Annotated in this window: 18 protein-coding genes and 1 tRNA gene; 1 reads left to right on the top strand and 18 read right to left on the bottom strand. The window is 35.1% G+C overall.

Features of this window, described 5'->3' with window-relative positions:
- Window positions 1-181 precede the first annotated feature (181 nt).
- The 16 genes from PHP31_05120 to PHP31_05195 all read right to left on the bottom strand — a co-directional run bounded on the left by PHP31_05120 (window position 182) and on the right by PHP31_05195 (window position 15,976).
- Window positions 182-1,369: a hypothetical protein gene (locus PHP31_05120; protein MDD3738656.1), complete on the bottom strand. Its 1,188-nt coding sequence runs from the start codon at window positions 1,367-1,369 to the stop codon at window positions 182-184.
- Window positions 1,370-1,419: 50 nt separating this feature from the next.
- Complete coding sequence (locus tag PHP31_05125; GenBank protein MDD3738657.1) at window positions 1,420-2,538, bottom strand: hypothetical protein; 1,119 nt, start codon at window positions 2,536-2,538, stop codon at window positions 1,420-1,422.
- A 23-nt stretch (window positions 2,539-2,561) separates the two neighbouring features.
- Complete coding sequence (locus PHP31_05130; GenBank protein ID MDD3738658.1) at window positions 2,562-3,212, bottom strand: hypothetical protein; 651 nt, start codon at window positions 3,210-3,212, stop codon at window positions 2,562-2,564.
- 14 nt (window positions 3,213-3,226) lie between these two features.
- Complete coding sequence (locus PHP31_05135) at window positions 3,227-4,396, bottom strand: hypothetical protein (protein MDD3738659.1); 1,170 nt, start codon at window positions 4,394-4,396, stop codon at window positions 3,227-3,229.
- Window positions 4,397-4,398: 2 nt separating this feature from the next.
- A complete protein-coding gene (locus PHP31_05140; GenBank protein ID MDD3738660.1) occupies window positions 4,399-5,166 on the bottom strand; it encodes a hypothetical protein in 768 nt (255 codons plus the stop codon).
- Between the two features lie 123 nt (window positions 5,167-5,289).
- Complete coding sequence (locus PHP31_05145) at window positions 5,290-5,817, bottom strand: hypothetical protein (GenBank protein ID MDD3738661.1); 528 nt, start codon at window positions 5,815-5,817, stop codon at window positions 5,290-5,292.
- 75 nt (window positions 5,818-5,892) lie between these two features.
- Window positions 5,893-6,699 carry a hypothetical protein gene (locus PHP31_05150; GenBank protein MDD3738662.1) on the bottom strand — a complete coding sequence of 269 codons (807 nt, stop codon included), beginning with the start codon at window positions 6,697-6,699 and terminating at the stop codon, window positions 5,893-5,895.
- Window positions 6,700-6,727: 28 nt separating this feature from the next.
- Entirely contained in the window at window positions 6,728-7,798 is a 1,071-nt protein-coding gene (locus PHP31_05155) for a nucleoside hydrolase (protein MDD3738663.1), read from the bottom strand.
- Between the two features lie 53 nt (window positions 7,799-7,851).
- Window positions 7,852-8,595, bottom strand: coding sequence for a hypothetical protein (locus PHP31_05160; protein ID MDD3738664.1), 744 nt, complete (start codon window positions 8,593-8,595; stop codon window positions 7,852-7,854).
- A gap of 73 nt (window positions 8,596-8,668) precedes the next feature.
- A complete protein-coding gene (locus tag PHP31_05165) occupies window positions 8,669-9,754 on the bottom strand; it encodes a TPM domain-containing protein (GenBank protein ID MDD3738665.1) in 1,086 nt (361 codons plus the stop codon).
- Window positions 9,755-9,779: 25 nt separating this feature from the next.
- A complete protein-coding gene (locus PHP31_05170; GenBank protein MDD3738666.1) occupies window positions 9,780-10,364 on the bottom strand; it encodes a LemA family protein in 585 nt (194 codons plus the stop codon).
- A 96-nt stretch (window positions 10,365-10,460) separates the two neighbouring features.
- The gene (locus PHP31_05175) at window positions 10,461-11,546 is read right to left on the bottom strand and encodes a hypothetical protein (protein MDD3738667.1); all 1,086 of its coding nucleotides are present in this window, start codon (window positions 11,544-11,546) and stop codon (window positions 10,461-10,463) included.
- 58 nt (window positions 11,547-11,604) lie between these two features.
- Window positions 11,605-11,976: a DUF805 domain-containing protein gene (locus PHP31_05180; protein ID MDD3738668.1), complete on the bottom strand. Its 372-nt coding sequence runs from the start codon at window positions 11,974-11,976 to the stop codon at window positions 11,605-11,607.
- Between the two features lie 52 nt (window positions 11,977-12,028).
- Window positions 12,029-13,423, bottom strand: a complete 1,395-nt coding sequence (locus PHP31_05185) for a hypothetical protein (protein MDD3738669.1) — start codon at window positions 13,421-13,423, stop codon at window positions 12,029-12,031.
- An 84-nt stretch (window positions 13,424-13,507) separates the two neighbouring features.
- Window positions 13,508-14,647, bottom strand: coding sequence for an SPFH domain-containing protein (locus PHP31_05190; GenBank protein ID MDD3738670.1), 1,140 nt, complete (start codon window positions 14,645-14,647; stop codon window positions 13,508-13,510).
- Window positions 14,648-15,085: 438 nt separating this feature from the next.
- Window positions 15,086-15,976 (bottom strand): hypothetical protein, encoded by an 891-nt coding sequence (locus tag PHP31_05195; protein ID MDD3738671.1) that lies wholly within the window; start codon window positions 15,974-15,976, stop codon window positions 15,086-15,088.
- A gap of 97 nt (window positions 15,977-16,073) precedes the next feature.
- Here PHP31_05195 and PHP31_05200 point away from each other — a divergent pair, with 97 nt between their 5' ends.
- Window positions 16,074-17,150 (top strand): acyl-CoA reductase, encoded by a 1,077-nt coding sequence (locus PHP31_05200; protein MDD3738672.1) that lies wholly within the window; start codon window positions 16,074-16,076, stop codon window positions 17,148-17,150.
- Between the two features lie 50 nt (window positions 17,151-17,200).
- Here PHP31_05200 and PHP31_05205 read toward each other — a convergent pair.
- Both PHP31_05205 and PHP31_05210 read right to left on the bottom strand, forming a co-directional pair.
- Window positions 17,201-17,285 (bottom strand) — tRNA-Ser (locus PHP31_05205).
- A 173-nt stretch (window positions 17,286-17,458) separates the two neighbouring features.
- Window positions 17,459-18,115 (bottom strand): helix-turn-helix transcriptional regulator, encoded by a 657-nt coding sequence (locus PHP31_05210; GenBank protein ID MDD3738673.1) that lies wholly within the window; start codon window positions 18,113-18,115, stop codon window positions 17,459-17,461.
- Between the last annotated feature and the right edge of the window lie 393 nt (window positions 18,116-18,508).

Below are 18,508 nucleotides of genomic sequence, written 5' to 3' on the forward strand. Positions count from 1 at the left end.
GCGGATTTGAGCCTGCACAAGGATATGCAGAATACTCGTGTTTCATTGATAATTTTACCATGTACAATGCTCCCGGATCTTGGTTAAACATTGTCGAAAGGTCTAAGTCGAAGGTGTTTGGCTTGCACAAATCAAGACTCTTATCTTCATCAAGTCTGATACGTTTTTTCATAACCAATCTTCAAAAGCGACGTAGTTCACTTTGATACGAATTGTCTATAGAATTGGACTGCATGTAATATAAGATGTTATTCTTGTAGATTTTTATAACGCTAACATCAACAGCCCAGAGGTTGACAGCCGAGAATTGAATTTTTAATTGATCGGAATTGGGAAGAATATTACCTTCGTTTTCGAACTTTATTTCGGGATCTAAAGCCTTAACTTTAAGGTTAAACACGTAGTTGTTGTCCAAATACATGTTATTAATATTCTTTAGTGATGCCTTGATTTCTACTTTTACATCGCTACTCGGAATAACTTCCGGATAAATACGAATAACATTCTTATCGATATTATAAGTAAAAAAGCCTATACCTACAGGTTTAATAAGGTCTTCAATAGCTTGGTCGGGTTCAATCGGGTCGCTAAAAGTAATCCTGATATGCGGGTCGGCATCGTGCATCATTCTTATATCGACAACTGAATAATTGTTTATAGACATTGCCGGAATTAATATTTCCTCGTCAATAACTTTATTAGCTCCAATTGCTTTGCCGTCGATTTTAAGTTTTATAATATTATCTTTCTGACCACGTGGTAGGTTGTTTAAAGTAACTAAAAACGTGTTTTTAGTTATGGTATTAACGGCAACATTGTCGCTACCGTTATCTGTTTTAAACATTTGTTTAACTTCTTCTTCGGTGGCAGGATTTGCAATTTGAAGTGAAATATCAACACTGTTATTTTCTAACTGACTGTTACTCATAGGAGAATAAGGCATAATATCATACCTGAAATTTTGTTCAAGTACGAAGAAACCAAATTTAAAATTTTTAAACTTCTTCTCTACTTTCAGAATTTTATCCAAGTAAAATGAAGCTTTGTACTTGGTTCCTGGTTTCAACTCGTTAGGATCGGGTGTAAACCTTATAGTATTTGAGTTTATCCACTGTGTTGTACCTTTAATATTCGGCGAAAAACCAAATATTTTATCTTTAACCTCTGAATTAAGCTCAACCGCCGGAAGCTCATTGATAAGCTCTATTTGGATATACGAGTCAGTTGAAATTCCGCCGTAAGTGAACGCCGAAATATATTGACTAAAAGCCGGGTCTACTTCTTGTAGACGCGTTTTTTTACAACCTGTAAAAGCAATTAATGCTATTACATTTAAAATGACTGCGAGTTTAAAAATTTTTGAGTTCATGGCTTGTAATTTTTATATGTAACTATCGTTGATTTATTGTTTTATTAATTCTATTCAAATATGTTTTTCTTAATTTCTTTAAATGCGTTTTCGGGTATTCCTATTTCAATATAAGGCTCGTTTTCTATGTACATGGTAATGGTTTTACCATCTCGAGGTAAGCTGAAAAGTACTGATTCAAATCCATTTTCTTCCCAAATATCGTTTGCTTGTTTCTTTTGCGCTTCTGTCAGTTTATCCATATCTATAAAAAGTTCGAGCCAGACGTCTTGATAGCCTGCTAAGTTAGCATAACTATGTTGTATTAACTTTCCGTTTTCAAATGTATAAGTATTTGCAATATGTGTGTAACACATTGGTCCGCAATACTGCTGATTTACAGCTATCCACCACGTATTATCCTGTTTTTTTGCAAACATTTCCCATATACCTTCCCAAGCTCCGGAAAGATCAAAGTAACCATTTTTTACATCTAATTCACCAATAGCAATACCTCCGTACTCTCCTACTCGCTCGCCTTGTGCAACTTTTTTACGGTCGGTAGCCGAATATTCGTAGCAAAGGTCGTCGGGCAACAATACAAACAGGTCGCGTACGTCTTGTGGTTCCGATTTTTCAATCAATTGCTTAATTTGTTCCGGCGAGTACTCTGCTATAACTTCACGAAATGGGTCGTTTTCAATATCATTATCGTTTTCATTACCAGATAATTCGGGTTCAGCAATTTTGCTAAGGATAATTTTCGTATTTGGAGGCAATTGTCCGCATTTATCTGAGTACGTTTGTACAGTCATTGTTCCGTCGGGATTGATGGTGCAATCGGCAACTTTATTTTTTCTGCATTCATCGAGTGCGGCTTCGTCTTGTTCGGTAGCATTATTAAATGACATTGAGCCCATTATATAATCAAAAAAAAGTTCGGTGCTTGTTTCGGAAGTCAATTTTCCGACAAGTATTTCTTCAAAAGGTCCCATTGACGAATAGCTAATTTCGCTTAACGTATCGGCTTTACTTCTGAAATCGAGAATGAAAAATGTGCCTTCATCGTAATCTGATTTTTCCCATCTTCCAAAAAAGTTTTTCCAGTCTTCAAATTGTTTCTCTGTTTTTCCACTCTCGCAACTTACAAATGCTATTGCCAAGAGTAGTAATAATGCTAATTTTCTCATATTTTTTTATTTCACTTTTTGTTTTAATATTTTGATAAACCCATTGTACCAACATCTTCTATTTCCGATAGTCTAATTAGTTTATCGATACTTATATTTGTCCATGTTTCCTTATAGACCGTATTCTCTTCATCATCGGTATACAGTGTTTCCAACTTTTTTTTAGTTGAAAAGTTGATGCTTGTTTTATCTAAAATAGTCGCACCTCTATTATTGCTAGAATCGCAGCCTATAAGTTCAAAATCTTTATTTTGCCATCTAAACGTGTACTTAGTATAGCCATATTTTCCATACGAATACAAAATGTATAGTATATTCTTTTTTATCTCAATAATTACACTAAACGAGTCATCTTCATCTTCAGGGGAAAAACAGTCGTAGTTTTTTGATGCTAGCTCATACGTTCCGTTTTTGTTAAATAGCACTATAATTCCACCTCTATTAAAGTCTAATTCTCTTCCGAGATGGTCAGTTTCTAGCAAGCTTGTATCAGTTCCTTTAATGTATAACACTATGTCTTCAACTCCATCTTTATTCAAATCTCCTCTAATTTCTTCGTAAATAATGTATCCTTCGGGTAAAAAATCTTCCGGGTTTTGTTTATTTTGAGCAAAAGGAGTAGTTACTACAACTGCTATTAATATTTTGATAAGCACTATTTTAGTAAGGTTCATATTTTTTTATTTTTCTAATTCTTTCTAAAAAAACTCATAATTCTCGGTGACTTTTCTTGCTTAAATTCCGGCTCTGAAGTTGCAGCTTGCACGTATTTGTAGTAATCGAGATCTTTATTCATATTTTCTGCTATTTTAGCATATTTGCTTGATATTTCGTCGGTTCTCTTATGTGTAGAAAATACCATTGGAGTATTAGCCGGACGAAAAACAAGTTCTATAATAGGTTTGTCGCTCAGCATTTCCTCTGTAACAATTTCGTTTATTGCTTCAATATTTTGCGGATGCGAGCACATTGTAATACGTCCGGTGACATCTAAATTTTTGGGAGTTAAGAGTAAATGCCTATAAAACTTATCGTTCAAAATTAGCTCCCATGAGAGTTCAAAAGCCGGCATTAGGTCAAAAAATAGGCGTTTTAAATCGGCTCTTTTTTTTATCATTCCTTGTAGTCCGTTTTGTATATTTTGTTTGCTTTTGCCGCTTAGTACAAGGTGTTTAAATTGGATAAACTCAGTTGCCAACAAAGTAATTGTTGCTATTAAAGTCATTTTTTGTTGTTCGCGAATAGAGTTTTGCGAAATTTTAATTTGCTCTACTTCCGATAAATAAGTGATATCGGCATCGCTTTTTGCATTTTGCCAGTTTTCAATTGTTCTGGCATATTGAGGATATGCAATTTTATCGAGCGGGTCGGAAGCCTGTGCAATTATTTCATTTTGTTCTATGTTGTCGTCGGCAGAAAGTTTAAACATAAGGTTTCGTCGCTCACTTTCTATGTTAAAGTCGAGCATATCAGCGCTTTGCTCAGCCAAGTCAAACAGATTTTGGTAAGCTTGCTCGGCTTTTTTTCGATATTTGCATGCTTTTATTGCATCGTAAGCCGTTCTGTATTGTTCTACGAATTCTTTTGGAGTAATTTGCTGACGTTTTTCAATTTCTTCTACCGTTATTTCGGATGATTTGGACATTGCAATTTTACCGAACAAATCGATATAGCGTTTGCCGTAGCCTTTAGAGTCATAATCAGCCATGAAGGATGTGACATCTTTTGCCGATTCGGCTAAAAGGGTAAGCTCTTTTTTAAATTCTTCTATTTCTTTCAGAACTTTTTCATCGTCGCATGGCATTGTTTCAAATGCCTCTAAATATGCATTAAGTATTCCTTCAACTACAACATCCATAATCAATTATTTTCAAATTCTTCGTTTATGTATTCATAATCACCGTCTTTGGTGTTGGGAGCTATGCACATAATAGCTGCACCACGATATTTTGGCAATTCGCTTTGTGCCATAGCAAATCTATCAGCATCTCTGTTTTTGATATCGTTCCACGCTTGTTCAAATTCTTCATTTGTTTGGATGCTATCAAACTCTTCTTTGTTAAAAAAAGATGTCTCGTACTCGTTTGCGAAAAGCTTTAAAAACTCATCGCTACAAGCAAAATGTTTTCTGTACGGTTTTTGGTTGACAATTTCAGACAATTGCTTATTCTCTTCTTTCCAATCGTTGTATCGTAACTCGGCATTTGTCGGTGTGTTTTCTTCAATTTTGTAATGAACAAAGTCGTTAAAACTTGCAAGCAGGCGTTCTAATGTTTTGCTGTAACGCAGATTAGCTTTTTTTATATCGTCGTAAAAGCCGGTCAGATAAGCGTCTTGGGGATTGGCAATAACATTTTCCAAAGCATTTTTGTATATATTTGCCTGTTCTTCGAGTCCGTTATCAATAGCAGCCTGGTAATGTGCCGAAAGTTTGTCTTTTATCAAAGCCTCGGCAGGCATTGCGTTATAACCTTCGTTTTGCAAACGAACGGTCATTGTGGCAACACTGTCGCACTCGTTGGCAAGTGCAAGAATTTTCCTATACACTTCAGCCTGAAATTTAGTGTATGGCGAAGATTCATAACGCTCAATCATCAGGCTATACATTTTTTTTACTTTATCCATCATAACCTCAATTTTTAAAAATGAGACGGCATCAGAGATCAAACGCCGCCTCATTCTTTTTAAAACCCTTTTGTTATAGTTATTTAGCAAACTGTTTACAAGTTTACCAACGCGAATAACTTTTTTCTATTCAATTCCTAATCTTTCAGCTTCTTCGGGGTTTTGTTTTTTTAGTAAATCGAAAAAGGCGTACTGAGTTATGATGTTCATTGCCACCATTTTGCTGTTAAGTTCGCTATCGAACTCTCTAATTTCACTCATGCGAGGGTTATATAGATCAATAGCCTTTTGTGGCATTTCCAATCTAACAACCTCCACGAAAGCAAGCGAACCAATTTCATCTTTAGTTGCATCATCTTTTTGGTCAATTACTTTTCCTATAGGTAAAAGTTTTTGTATTGTTGATTCGTAGAGATTTTCGAACTCTACCTTCATTTCGTTGTTTGCCTGCGGATACTTTTCTAATATTTCAACCATTTCAGTCATGGCTTCATCGTAAATTGTTACAATCATTTTTGCAAGACTCTCATTGCTTGCAGAAAGCAATTCTTTTTCAGATTTAACAGTCGACGAGGCTTTTTTAGAGTTGTTGCCACAGCCGGACAATACTAGTGCTGCACACATAATAATTACAATGTTAATTTTTTTCATCATTTTCTTTAATTTTTAAATGTTATTATTAAGTCAGAAGTTGGACTTCCAATCCCTGACTCTTTTTTATTACTTATATTAAAATTCTTTATCCACCACCCAATTTTTACTTTCAGCAATGGATGTATCAACAGTTTCGGTACCAGGATTACCGTTAATTTTAGCTTTTCCTTCCCAACTTTTACCGGTTCTGTCAGGAAGTGTACCAAACATATTTTCAATAGCTTCTTCGGTAAAATCATTTTCAAGAATTCTAACTTCTTGAAGTTCTGGACAAGCCGACAAATCTAACGATGTAAGCGAACTGAAGTTTGCATCTAATAATTCGAGTACCGGATTTGAGAGAGTTAAAGATGTAAGTTCTTCACATCCACATAACGCTTCTTCTAGCTCTTTATTATTTGATAAATCAAGAGATGAAATTTCGTTGCTTCTGCAAGCAAGTACTTTTAAAGCCGTATTTTTCGATAAATCTAATGATGTAATTTCATTGCTGATACAATTTAATTCAGTGAGTAACGGATTCCCTGATACATCTAAAGTCGTTATATCATTATCTACGCATGTAAGGTAAGTAACATTTCCGTATAGTGTAACAGTTTGAGCTCCTAACTTAAACTCAGTTTCTACAAAAGCTTCTTCGCCAAATTCGGTAACGGCTTCGCCTTTGTCTTTTACGCCGTTATTGTTTAAATCAATCCAAATTTCAGATTGGTCTGCTTCGTCGGCATTAATGGATAGGATAATCTTTTCTCCTACTTCTTTAGAAGTTGTAAAAGTGATTTTGGTTTTCATTTCTGCATTTGTGTTTAGGTTCTGTTTATTGCCGCATCCACTTAATAAGGTAGCTGCAACTAATGCAATAATTAAAAGATATGTTTTCATTTTCGTTATAATTTTAATTGTTATTTATTTAAAAGTTTCTACAGTAGTCTTCAACCATTTTCCACAAGCGATCGCTATCAACAGTAAGTATTATACGTGCTTGTTGTGTACCAATAGGTTGATTGTGCTCAAACGCAACCGATTGTCCATACGAGAAACCAAATTGCGAGTTAACGTCTACATAACGAGTAACTTCTTCGGTAATAAGTGTAGGATCAATCATAATTGCACCTGCAATAACGTCCCAAATGTAGTGTACATAGTCGGGGTTTTCGATGTACAAAGTTTTTAGGAAGTTGCGGTTAAACATATTTACAAGTTCCGGATTCTTTGTAATAGAAATAATTTCCTCGTATTTATCCTTACGGAATGGCATTTTTTCGCAAACGTCTAATCCAACAATAATTTGTTCTTTGAAAGGAGTACGTAAGCACATTTTTGCAGCTTCCGGATCCAACCACCAGTTGAACTCAGCTGTAGGTGTGGTGTTACCTGGTTTGAAAAAAGAACCGCCCATATAAATAACTCGTTTAATGAGTGGAACTATTTCGGGGGCAATACGAACAGCAGTAGCCAAGTTTACGCATGTACCTATAGCTATAATGGTTATTTCGTTCGGATTTTTCTTTACCTGTTCGATAATAAAGTTAACGGCTTTCATTTCCAATGGTTTTACTTTTGGTTCGGTACCGTATTTTTGTAGATAAACCGATTGCCAAGATTTGGGTTCGGGATAACCTGCAGCTCCTACATATGCGTCGCCAATACCAAATAGGATACGTTCGTTTTTAATAGTTTCGAAACGGCTAGGATAAATAGGTTGACGAATGCCAGGTACAACGGGAATATCAGTTCTTCCTATTGCTTCCAATTGTCGAATGGCATAAGCAATTCCTTCATTAACCCAGGTGTTTCCTACAACGATAGTCGCACCTAACAAATCAATATTAGGAGCTTTGGCTAACATCATCATAGTGATGCCGTCGTCAAATACTTCTACCATGTCGGTGTCAAGTATTACTTTTTCTTTTTTTTGTGCTTGTGCACTAATGTTAAGTAATAACATCGTGCATAATAACGGGATTAATAGTTTTTTCATGCTTTTAAAATTTTAGTTATTTAATTTAATTTGATAAGATTCGTTTGTTAATTTTACATAGAACTGTCTATAGTTTTTTGTAGATACCAATTTTTATTTTTGCATACAAACACAGCCTTAACGCCTATTCCATTTTCAATTCCTTTGATATGGATGAAAGCTGTGTCTCCTAAAACTTCTATTTCTTGAGTGTATGCATCTGTTTTACGTTCGGCAATTGATTGATCCCAATAAAAATCTATCTTTTGCCACTCGCTTTCTGATTTAGTGTTAGTAATTATTACTTCTTGGAAATCATACTCACCCTCTTCGCTTATTACTTCCTTATACTCAACAAATTCAGATACAAACGGGAAAATAGTTCTGCTTTTTTGAAACTCAAAATCATTGTTGTACTTGTCGAGGAATGTTTTAAAATCTTCGCATTCGGTATCAGAACCTGCTTGGGAATCATCGTTTATTACTCTTTTGTATTCAAGGGTATTACCGCGTCCCATAAAGCTAAGAATTAGATTATCTTCGTCAAGTTGAACTATGTACCAGCACAGATCCGATTCGTTGCAAGAGATAAATCTATCTTTTTCGTGGGGTAAGTCTGTGTCTTTATCCATATCGTTTGTACAAAAGTCGGAAAGAGTGTATGGTTCCACATCCCAATCGTCCATTCCGTCAGCAATTTCTTTACGTAATCCATCTTTAAAAACGAGGAAAGTAGTTTTGTCATCTACATGTTGCCATGTTCCTTCAAGTAGCTCAGCAACAGACTTCTTCTGAGAGCATCCAATCGTGAACAGCAATAAAGTCGATATTATTAATATTAAATTTTTCATTTCTATTTTTAAGTTAAGTGAAATTTAAAATTCAAAATCTCTAGAATTTTGTACTAGCCCCTCCACCACCGCTACTTCCTCCGCCCCACGAGCCACCTCTGCTACTTGAACTACTACCACTGCTCCATGAACTGTAACTGCCGCCTCCGCCACTTGATTTGGTTGCTGGCGCCACATACTTGTACGGTACAAGTACTTTATGTCCATGATTACACGCTTTGCAGATGTAATGATACTCTTTCATTCCGTCTTGATTAGGTAGGGCTTTTTGTACAACTTGCGGTTTGTTTTTTAATACAACTTTACCTTTAGCTCCACATTTTTGACAATTTAAATTAGGCATATCACCTTTTTTTGCTATCGCCTTATATATCAAGTAAATTATATATGAAGCGAAAAATAGAGCTGCAACAACACAACCTACACCCGAAAGCGATTTATACTTGGCTGCTGCAACAAATGGGTCTTCACTTGACAATACACGTTTTTTTCTTGCCGACTCTACAATACCAATGACAATCAAACCAACTATCAACCAAATCAGGAGAAATTTACCAATTCCACTTGACGAAGATTCACTTTTTAGAAACTCAGAAGTACCGTTTAATACTTTTTCAATCTCTTCTAGCCCAACTATGAGTCCTTCTCCGTAATCACCTGTTTTTAGGTACGGTATCATTTTTTTGGTTTGAATGAGCTTACACAAACCGTCGGTAAGAACTTGTTCGGTACCTAATCCGGTTTCAAAAACAATTTCGCGTTCACCATCTGCTGTTAGAAGTAAGATTAGCAAACCATTGTTGGTTTCTTTCTTACCTATCCCCCAGGTGTTGAAAAGTTCGGTAGAGAACTCTTTTGCAGAGCCGTATCTCTCCACGTCAATTGCCGGCAATACTACTATAGCGGCTTCTATATCGAGAGAATCGCGAAATTCGGCAAGACGTTCATCTAAAAGAATAATATCTCCTATATCTAATACATTCTCAGGGTCGCTTACGTATCGTGTATAATCTTCTAATTGTACATTAGGAACATCTCTAACTGTGTAGCGTACTTGTGCTTGCAAACTTCCGAAAAGCAATAGCAAAAGAATCAGGTTAATTTTATTTATAATGTTTTTTTTCATTTGTTTATGTTTTTTTGGTTTTTAATTAAAATTGAACATCGGGTGTAGTGCTATTGTCTGCTTCGAAATAATCTTTTTTGGCAAAACCGAAAACCAATGCAACTACGTTTCTTGGAAATCTACGTCGGTAAGTGTTGTACTTGTTAGTAGCCTTGTTAAATTCCCGACGTGCGAATGCGATGCGATTTTCAGTACCTTCAAGTTGTCCTTGTAGCATAGTGAAGTTTTCGGCTGCTTTCAAGTCGGGATAGTTTTCTACAACAGCCAGCAATCTTGAAAGTGCTTGCGATAGTTCGCCTTGTGCATCGTTAAATTGCTGCAAACTCGCTGCATCTAAGTTATCGGCATCAATATTTACTTGAGTTGCCTTAGCACGTGCCTCAATTACTTGCGTTAGTGTTTCTTGTTCGTGTGTAGCATATCCTTTCACAGTTTCCACTAAATTTTTAATTAAATCGGCACGTCTCTGATATTGATTTTCCACCTGCGCCCATGCCATTTTAACGGCTTCCTCTCTCTTTACCAAACGGTTATACGTTCCCCAAACAAATGGAACTAAAATCAACAGGAGTATAAAAATTGAGAACCAAATTATTACTTTTTTACCCATATAAGAAAAATTTAAAAGTTTAAAATTGGGAGCAAAAATTTATAAAAACAGTATTATAATTTCTTTTCTATTTGCTCCCATAGTTAATAGTTTGTTTTAAAAAATCATAGCCAAAGCTACAATAATAGCTATAATAGTTATCACAAGCATTGCAATCTTAGTCTTGTCTTTTGGATATTGTCCGGTTACTCTTCCTGTACGTCCGTTTACAACAAACTGATATACCTTATTGTTGAACTTAAACGCACTTATCCAAACCGGTAGCAGCAAGTGTTTAAACTTAATATTGTTGTATTCTGTATGGCTTGAATCAATTCTTTGGTCATCACCACCAATATCAACTTTAATTGAGTCTTCTATCACTATGTCCATTTTTTCCTTTGCATCGTCTATTGCTTCACGAAAATCTCTTTGATAAATTTCGGTAAGAAATCCAGCTAAAAACTCTTTTTTATACCCAACGCAGTTCATCATATCCCAGTTAGTTAGATTTTTTAAAATACTATCGGGAAGTGATTTGGATGCAGGTATTACTATATCGTCGAAGGGAACTTTAACACTACCGCTTGTATAGTACCAATCGGTAACAGTACGGCGTACTTCTTCGCCTTTGCTATTACGTGATACTTCGGTTCTATGTTTACCACGCTGACCTGTATATTCAGTATAGGTATCAGCATCGTAAGTCCAAAATGGCAAGTACACTCCTTTAAAGCTATCGGTTGTTGTACCGTACTTTTTAAGTTGCGTTGGTAGAAACCATTTTTTTCCTAACCATTTTTTAAAGTTTTCTCTACTTGCCTTTTCAGTTACTTTGAAAGGCAACAGATATTCGGGTTGCCAAAAACGTTTTACCGAAGCCTCATTCATAATCAGCGGAGTACCACAAAAAGCACATTTTGCAGCCGAAGTATTTTCGGGTAGTGTAGTTGTTGCTCCACACTGACGACATTTTATTTCCGGAATTTCAATTACCTCTTCCTTGTTTTCTTCGTCGGCACGATTTTTCCAATATTCAAAATCGTTTTCTTCAATTTGTACAGGAGTTTTGTCTAATCCGCCTTTGTATCCACAGTAAAGACATTTCAAGTCTTCATCAGCTGGCGAGTATTGCATATAGCCACCGCAAGATTTACATTTGGTTTGCAGTACGTCGGTTATGGGTTGTGTATTGATATCCATATTTCGATTTTATTATGTTAATAGAGACGTGGTTTTCCACGTCTCTATTAATTAGTGTTTACTTTTTATCAAATCTGTTTTCTCCTTCTTCACTAGGTTTAATAGCAAGGATTATGAACCAAATCGAGCCAATAATAGGTATCAAGTTGATAAATATCCATCCGCCACCTTTACCAATATCGTGCATACGACGGACACCAACAGCTAATGAAGGTACTAGTAGCGCTAGCTGGACTATTATTTGAAGGATTAGGAATATCCAATAAAGAGCTTTTGCTCCTCCAGATATGTTTGTTAATATGCTAAATATGATATTAATAATAATCATTACTAATACGAAAGACCAAAACTCTCTTGTATTGGCTCTACCTTTGAAGTTTGCATAGTTTTTTGTTACAACGTTTTTAAAAGTTTCAATAATTTGTTTCATGATGTTTTGTTTTTAAAAGGTTTATAATTAAATTAAAGTTTATTATCAATAGTTACTTATAATCCACCTCTACATTACTCAAACCTATGCCACGGAGTTGAGTTTTGCCGTAGCTACTGCCGTTATAGAGTTGTTTGAAACCGATATCCACCATGCGGTGTGTGCCGTCAGTCATTTTGAAAATGATATAAGCGGTTTGGAAACGGTCTACGATAACTCCAAAGGCATTACGGGTATAAGTCCAATCGGGGTTTTTGATAATGGCTTTTACCGGAACGCGTCCGTCGTCGTAGATGGTTTTGGCAATAGCTATCATTTCAGCTTCAAGTTTTGGGTCACTGATAGCTGCATTAGGTATTTGAGCAGCTCCGCTGCCTATATCTTCTTTAATGCCGGCATATATATCCATCCATTCCTTTTTTATAAATGCTTCCCACTTAGGATAGTTATTGGTTTTCAAGTTTTCATATGAAGCCAAAGCATCTTTGTAATCCTGATCTTCCACTTTTTTCGGGTGTGTGCGCATATCTTCAGCCGCTATAGCCAATTTATAACTCTCATATACACCGTGAGTCCAGTTTTTATCTTTGCTGGCTTTTACGGTACCTACCATCGTATTGATAAATGTGTTTTTTACATTTTCAAAAGGCACGAATTTCTTGTAAAGTTCCATCAGGCGGGCTTCTTCGGCTTGCCAATGAACAAGTTTTTTTTGTTTTTCATCTTTAGGTGCTCCTACGAGTAAGCCATTTTTCAATCCATAACCAAACCTTGCATATCCGGATTTACTAAAATAAATCATTCCATCATCGTCTTCTTCTTTCGAAAATGCCATAAGCATATTGGTATTTTCGTAATCGAGGCTGATTTTGCCTTCTTCCATTGCCCGTATCAGCATGCGTGCCTCCATAAATAAGGGATAGGTTTTTGCCGGAAATGCTTGGAACGCGGCTAAATTCGCGTTAATAATCACATCTGCCGGAAGTATAGGATCGTCAGTCTCAAACACATATGCAACACAAGGAGCTTCACCATCCGCAGCCATTAACCACGTAAGTACTTGACGAAGAGGGTGATGTTCAAGATAAGTTTCTCTCCCGCTTTTGGTATAATAAAGACCCGGAATAGCATAATGTGTGATATAAATATCGTAATCCAATTTTTCATACGATTTATTCAGTGCACTCATCGACACGCCCAGCATGGGGTCTATGTCTGTTGCATTAGCATTTTCAACTCCAAGTTGAACGTTCTCGGATGCCTCGGTAACATTCTTTTCAACTGTACCGGAAGCTTGTTCGGCTTTTTGATCCGTTGTTTTTTTTACTTCTTTAGTTGCGGCTTCTCTGGCTTTGTTTTTTGCTTTGTTAAGCACTCCGCCAAGTTGTGCGTTTGCTGTGCTTTGTATGGCAAACGCAAGAATTAAAAAGACGATAATTTTTTTCATGTAATTATGTATTTAAATGTTAATTAATATATGAATTCTTAATAAGATTGCAACTTTTGAATCAGTTGCAACCGTAGTTTAATTTTATAGCGGTGGTGGAACTGCTCCGAAATACTGTGCAAGCGAAGGTACGCTATTAGCAGCAGCCCAAGCAGGCATTCCTTGTGTCCACACCAATGTCTCGGCAGTAATTTGTCCCTGCTGAATCATTTGACTTAATTGTTGCATGTTAAAAGGACCTTGCTGCACACCGTTAATAGCAACGTGATACATAACTTGCGTTGGTATTGGTGGCGGCGGTGGTGTAGCTCCAACTTGTTGTTGCTGTTGTTGTCCGCCCTGCGGATTTACCATTTGTTGTGCCATTTGTCCTGCCATGGCAAGTCCTATACCTGCTCCCATAGCGTCACCTGCAAGATGTCCACCTCCGGCAGGATTATTAGCAGCATCTTTAAGCGAATCGGCAAACTGCATTTGAGTGTAGGTTGTCATATTGCCAATAACACCCATACTAGTACGTTTGTCAAGCGCTTCTTCAACTGCCTCAGGCAACGAAATATTTTCTACCAAAAAACGAGTTAGTTCTATACCGTATTCGGCGAAATCGTCTTTAAGAGCTATAGTTAAATCGTTTGAAAACTCGTTTAGATTAGCTGCTAAATCTAATGCAGCAATTTTAGATTCTGCCAAATAGTCGGTAAATTTGGTAATAACAAAGTTGCGAAGTTGTTCGCTTATACCTTCGGTTGTGAATTCGCCGCTAGTTCCAGCTACGTTGCGAATAAAAGGTATTGGGTCGGGTTGAACCTTAAAGTTGTACGAACCAAATGCACGCATACGAATTGGTCCGAACTCAGGGTCGCGCATCATTATCGGATTAGCTGTTCCCCAACGTTGGTTCAAAAACTGTTTAGTGTTTACGAAATAAACGTCTACCTTGAAAGGAGAATTAAAACCGTATTTCCATCCTCTTAAAGTAGTAAGAATGGGCATGTTTGCGGTAGTAAGTTCATAACGTCCCGGTTGATACACATCGGCAAACTGTCCTTCGTTGACCAGTACGGCAACTTGAGTTTCGCGTACGGTGAGCTGTGCTCCATTTTTAATTTCCGCATTGTAACGAGGGAAACGCCAGATTATGGTGTCGCTCGTTTCGTCTGTCCATTCGATGATGTCAATAAATTCAGCGAATGCTTTTTGTTTGATTTTGTCAAATAATGCCATAGTCTGTAATGTTTTTAGAATTTTCGAGTTTATATATATATTTAATTTTTGTGTTTGTTACATCAAAGCAAAGTTACATATTTTTTTGTTTAATAGCCCATTGCTAACAATAGTTTAATACTGCTTTCTGAAAACGATACATTATAGCTCTTTGGAATACCTAGAAACTCCTTAAAAAGGTCTTCGGTTTCATTGATTATCGTTTTGTTTTTTCGTCACAATGAAAAAATCCTGATAAAGAAAAGTATGTTCTATTTATATCCATAAAGCTACAACATTGTTTCAGGCTGTGCTTCTAAGAAGAACTGATTTGATTGTATTAAAATTTTGTTTCATAGAATTGGGTTTTATTGGTTATACTTACATTGCATTTTTTTATGTAATACAAATACTTGACAAAGGTAATAATATTTATATAAATAAAAAATTAATTAATTTTTATTTTTTTACTTTGGGTAAATTTCTAGCTTCAATGTTTTCGATTTTTCTCCACTTACCTTCTTTAAATATGAATCCGTCGTAAGAATCGCCGGCAGGAACTTTAAATTTACCTTCGTTGAACATAGGACTGTTTTTTGGAGCTATTGAAATTAAATGATCGAAAACTACCATTTTTACCTTTTTGTATTTTATTTTATTTCTTTTCTGTACCTTTATATATTGTTGGTCGTATTTCAGAACAAAACTTGCATCAGGCTTATGTTTAAAGACTTCTCTATTGAAGATTCCGTTTTCGTTAACAATGACAGGATTGCCAAATTTCACAACTTCGTCATCTGTAATTACCAAAGGTTCAATTAGTTTGCATTTGCAGTTTTGGTCGCCTGATTTCCAACCTAACAATAAATAGTGAGTTTGCTTTTTATACTTTTCTTTAACAATATCGTAATATATAGCACCGTACCAATCTTCGGGATAATAAATATTATCGGCATATACCTGATTACAATTACTGTTTTTAGATGTAAGTTTAAATACTTTTCCGGTATTAAGTCGTATCAGTCCGTAGTACATGTTTCTGCCTATAGATGAAGCAAAGCCCCAAGTAAAAATCTGCACTTTTTCGTCAGGAGACTTTATTTTATTTATCCCAACAATTGAATCTATAAGCGGGTCATTAATCTTAGTTATACCAAAAAGTTGCTCGATTTTGCCGACAAGTATATTGTTGAGCAATATTTTTATAGAATCTGTATTACTATTTTTTATCTCAAGCGATAGATTATTAATTTCTTTCAGAAGCTCGGTTTTATTGTCTTGAGAATATAGTTGATTAGTTCCGAATAATAAAACCAAACATATTGATATAAGGTGCAGTATGTATTTCATGTTTAAATGCTTGAATTTGCCGTTTTAATTTTAAACGTAGCAAAATGTTACAAATTGTATACTTTTACTCCAAAAATACAAATATCGCAATAAAATAATGGAATTAATATCTTTAAACGAAAGAATCTCGGCATTGCATAACTTATCAATACTTCTTGATGCAGCCGTACCGGAAACAGAAAATAAAACTTCGGACTTTTATCATGAAGTTGAGAATTTTAAGCAAGAATGCCACAAGGCAAGTGTTTCAAATCCGTGGTTTGAACTGTCTTTTATTAATTATGCACTTAGTCAGTGGGCTAAACTACTGAAAAATACAGAGTTGAAAAAATGGGTTGCTCCTTATTCTATTAGCGATTATAATAATGACCCGAAAAAAGTTGCAGTTGTTATGGCAGGCAATATTCCTATTGTTGGGATGCATGATTTTGTTTCGGTATTGATTACAGGTAATATTTTTATTGGTAAATGTTCGCATAAAGATGATGTTTTATTGCCGGCAATTGCTAATTTATTGTGTAAAATACAACCCAAATTTAAAGACTACATTAGTTTTGAGAGTCATATTTTACCTAAATTTGACAAAATTATTGCAACCGGTTCCGACAATACTGCCAAGTATTTTAATAAATACGTTGGTAAATATCCGTCAATTATCAGAAAAAACATGAATAGCGTTGCAGTAATTGATGATACAACGAGCAAAGATGAATTATCGGCTCTATCCGATGATATTTGTCTGTATTTTGGTTTGGGTTGCAGAAGTGTTTCCAAAATATATATCCCCAATGATACTGATATTATTGATATTATTTTCGGAATTGAAAAATATCGCAAGCTTTTTAGCAATCATCACAGGTATAGCAATAATTATGTTTATCGCAAAAGCATATACCTAATAAATAACACCGACAAAGTACATGATAACGGCTTTATGCTGTTTCAGGAAGATACATCTTTTTTATCTCCGATATCTGTAATTAATTATCAGAAATACAGTAACTTAAATGATGTTGTTGATGAAATAAAAGCTAACACAGATAGAATTCAATGTGTTGTAGGTTCAGAGAAACTAAGTAGATTGATAGACAATGTAGTACCTTACGGCTTATCTCAACAACCACAACTGAGCGACTATGCCGACGGAGTGGATACAATAAATTTTCTGAAATAAGTTTTTGATAAATAAAAAAAGCTACCCATCTGTTAGGTAGCTGAATTTTGCGGAGAGAGAGGGATTCGAACCCCCGGACCTGTTACAGTCAACGGTTTTCAAGACCGCCGCAATCAACCGCTCTGCCATCTCTCCGTTGCAAAAGTAAACCTATTTTTAAGAATACAAAATTTTTTTTACTCATTATTAGTTTTATTTACTCGTAAAGAAAATAATTTACCGTGCAACAAGCTGATTTACAATAAATAAGATTGTAAAATATTAATTTACAGAAAAATTAGCGGAAACAGAAACGATAACTAAATAAACTACGACTTGCAATATTCTTCAAACGTACCATCGGAGTTGAGTACTATTATTTTGTTGATTTTCACCTTGTCTTTTGCATTTGTATCGATTGTAGCGTTAGTTTTATACTCAACTTTATCTTCCGATTTCGCAATATTTGGCTCTTTAACAGCGTTTATAGTACTGTTAGTATGAATATTAGAACTTAGCTTCTCCGGTTCTGTTTTACTGATATTAGCATTGCTACGTTCGGAAAATTCAAGATTGAATTTATTAATATCTGCAAACAAGTCCTTCATATTAATATTATCAGTTCCATTTTTTAATACAGATTCCTGTTCTTGTGCCTTCTCCTTACCACTTGTATCGACTTGTGCACTTCCAACTTTATTGTTTTCTACTTCGTTATAAGATGATTTTTTGGCATCAGTCATTACTTCAACATTACTATCATCGTTATTTTCCATACTTCTAAACATTTTTCCTTTACCTAAAATAAGCCAATCGGGATTGACTTCCGGAAAATTTTCCAAAATATTTGTAACAACATCTAAGCTAGGGTTATTTCTGCCACTAAAAATATGTGATAATTTCGATTTTGAAGAATCAATCTCATCGGCAAATTGAGTCGATGTTAAGTTGTACGCATTAATTAAAGCTAAAATTCGATCTTTCATAGTACGGTATTTTTTGTTTAATAATATCAATATGCAAATGTAAACAATATTTATTATTTACAAAAGTTAATTATTTAGATATGAAAATAAGTAAACAATTGTAAATAGATAAAACCGCATACCGAACAAATGTAAACCGACTGAATTTAGTTAAAGTACAACTTCACTTTTTAAAATTAAACACTTTAATATCAATGTTTTACATTTAAATTTGGCTTTTTGTTGGAAATACTTAAGGTAGCTTATTATTATTGATTCTAAGCATCAATTAAGATGTTATAATAAACTGATTTACAGTGTGTTATATTGAAAATATTGTAAGGAAATATTGGATAAAGTGAGGATATGGCACGTAATACCATGTATTTCAATGTGTTATAAAATTTGATTTAC

This window comes from Lentimicrobiaceae bacterium (genome assembly GCA_028697555.1).
In the GTDB taxonomy this organism is placed as follows: domain Bacteria; phylum Bacteroidota; class Bacteroidia; order Bacteroidales; family UBA4417; genus UBA4417.

Excerpts from the sequence above, each read along its gene's own strand:
- PHP31_05150 (MDD3738662.1), bottom strand. The coding sequence starts at position 6,699 with ATGAAAACATATCTTTTAATTATTGCATTAGTTGCAGCTACCTTATTA.
- PHP31_05175 (MDD3738667.1), bottom strand. The coding sequence starts at position 11,546 with ATGGATATCAATACACAACCCATAACCGACGTACTGCAAACCAAATGT.
- PHP31_05125 (MDD3738657.1), bottom strand. The coding sequence starts at position 2,538 with ATGAGAAAATTAGCATTATTACTACTCTTGGCAATAGCATTTGTAAGT.
- PHP31_05135 (MDD3738659.1), bottom strand. The coding sequence starts at position 4,396 with ATGGATGTTGTAGTTGAAGGAATACTTAATGCATATTTAGAGGCATTT.
- PHP31_05195 (MDD3738671.1), bottom strand. The coding sequence starts at position 15,976 with ATGAAATACATACTGCACCTTATATCAATATGTTTGGTTTTATTATTC.
- PHP31_05185 (MDD3738669.1), bottom strand. The coding sequence starts at position 13,423 with ATGAAAAAAATTATCGTCTTTTTAATTCTTGCGTTTGCCATACAAAGC.
- PHP31_05155 (MDD3738663.1), bottom strand. The coding sequence starts at position 7,798 with ATGAAAAAACTATTAATCCCGTTATTATGCACGATGTTATTACTTAAC.
- PHP31_05190 (MDD3738670.1), bottom strand. The coding sequence starts at position 14,647 with ATGGCATTATTTGACAAAATCAAACAAAAAGCATTCGCTGAATTTATT.
- PHP31_05180 (MDD3738668.1), bottom strand. The coding sequence starts at position 11,976 with ATGAAACAAATTATTGAAACTTTTAAAAACGTTGTAACAAAAAACTAT.
- PHP31_05120 (MDD3738656.1), bottom strand. The coding sequence starts at position 1,369 with ATGAACTCAAAAATTTTTAAACTCGCAGTCATTTTAAATGTAATAGCA.
- PHP31_05130 (MDD3738658.1), bottom strand. The coding sequence starts at position 3,212 with ATGAACCTTACTAAAATAGTGCTTATCAAAATATTAATAGCAGTTGTA.
- PHP31_05210 (MDD3738673.1), bottom strand. The coding sequence starts at position 18,115 with ATGAAAGATCGAATTTTAGCTTTAATTAATGCGTACAACTTAACATCG.
- PHP31_05145 (MDD3738661.1), bottom strand. The coding sequence starts at position 5,817 with ATGATGAAAAAAATTAACATTGTAATTATTATGTGTGCAGCACTAGTA.
- PHP31_05170 (MDD3738666.1), bottom strand. The coding sequence starts at position 10,364 with ATGGGTAAAAAAGTAATAATTTGGTTCTCAATTTTTATACTCCTGTTG.
- PHP31_05200 (MDD3738672.1), top strand. The coding sequence starts at position 16,074 with ATGGAATTAATATCTTTAAACGAAAGAATCTCGGCATTGCATAACTTA.
- PHP31_05165 (MDD3738665.1), bottom strand. The coding sequence starts at position 9,754 with ATGAAAAAAAACATTATAAATAAAATTAACCTGATTCTTTTGCTATTG.
- PHP31_05140 (MDD3738660.1), bottom strand. The coding sequence starts at position 5,166 with ATGATGGATAAAGTAAAAAAAATGTATAGCCTGATGATTGAGCGTTAT.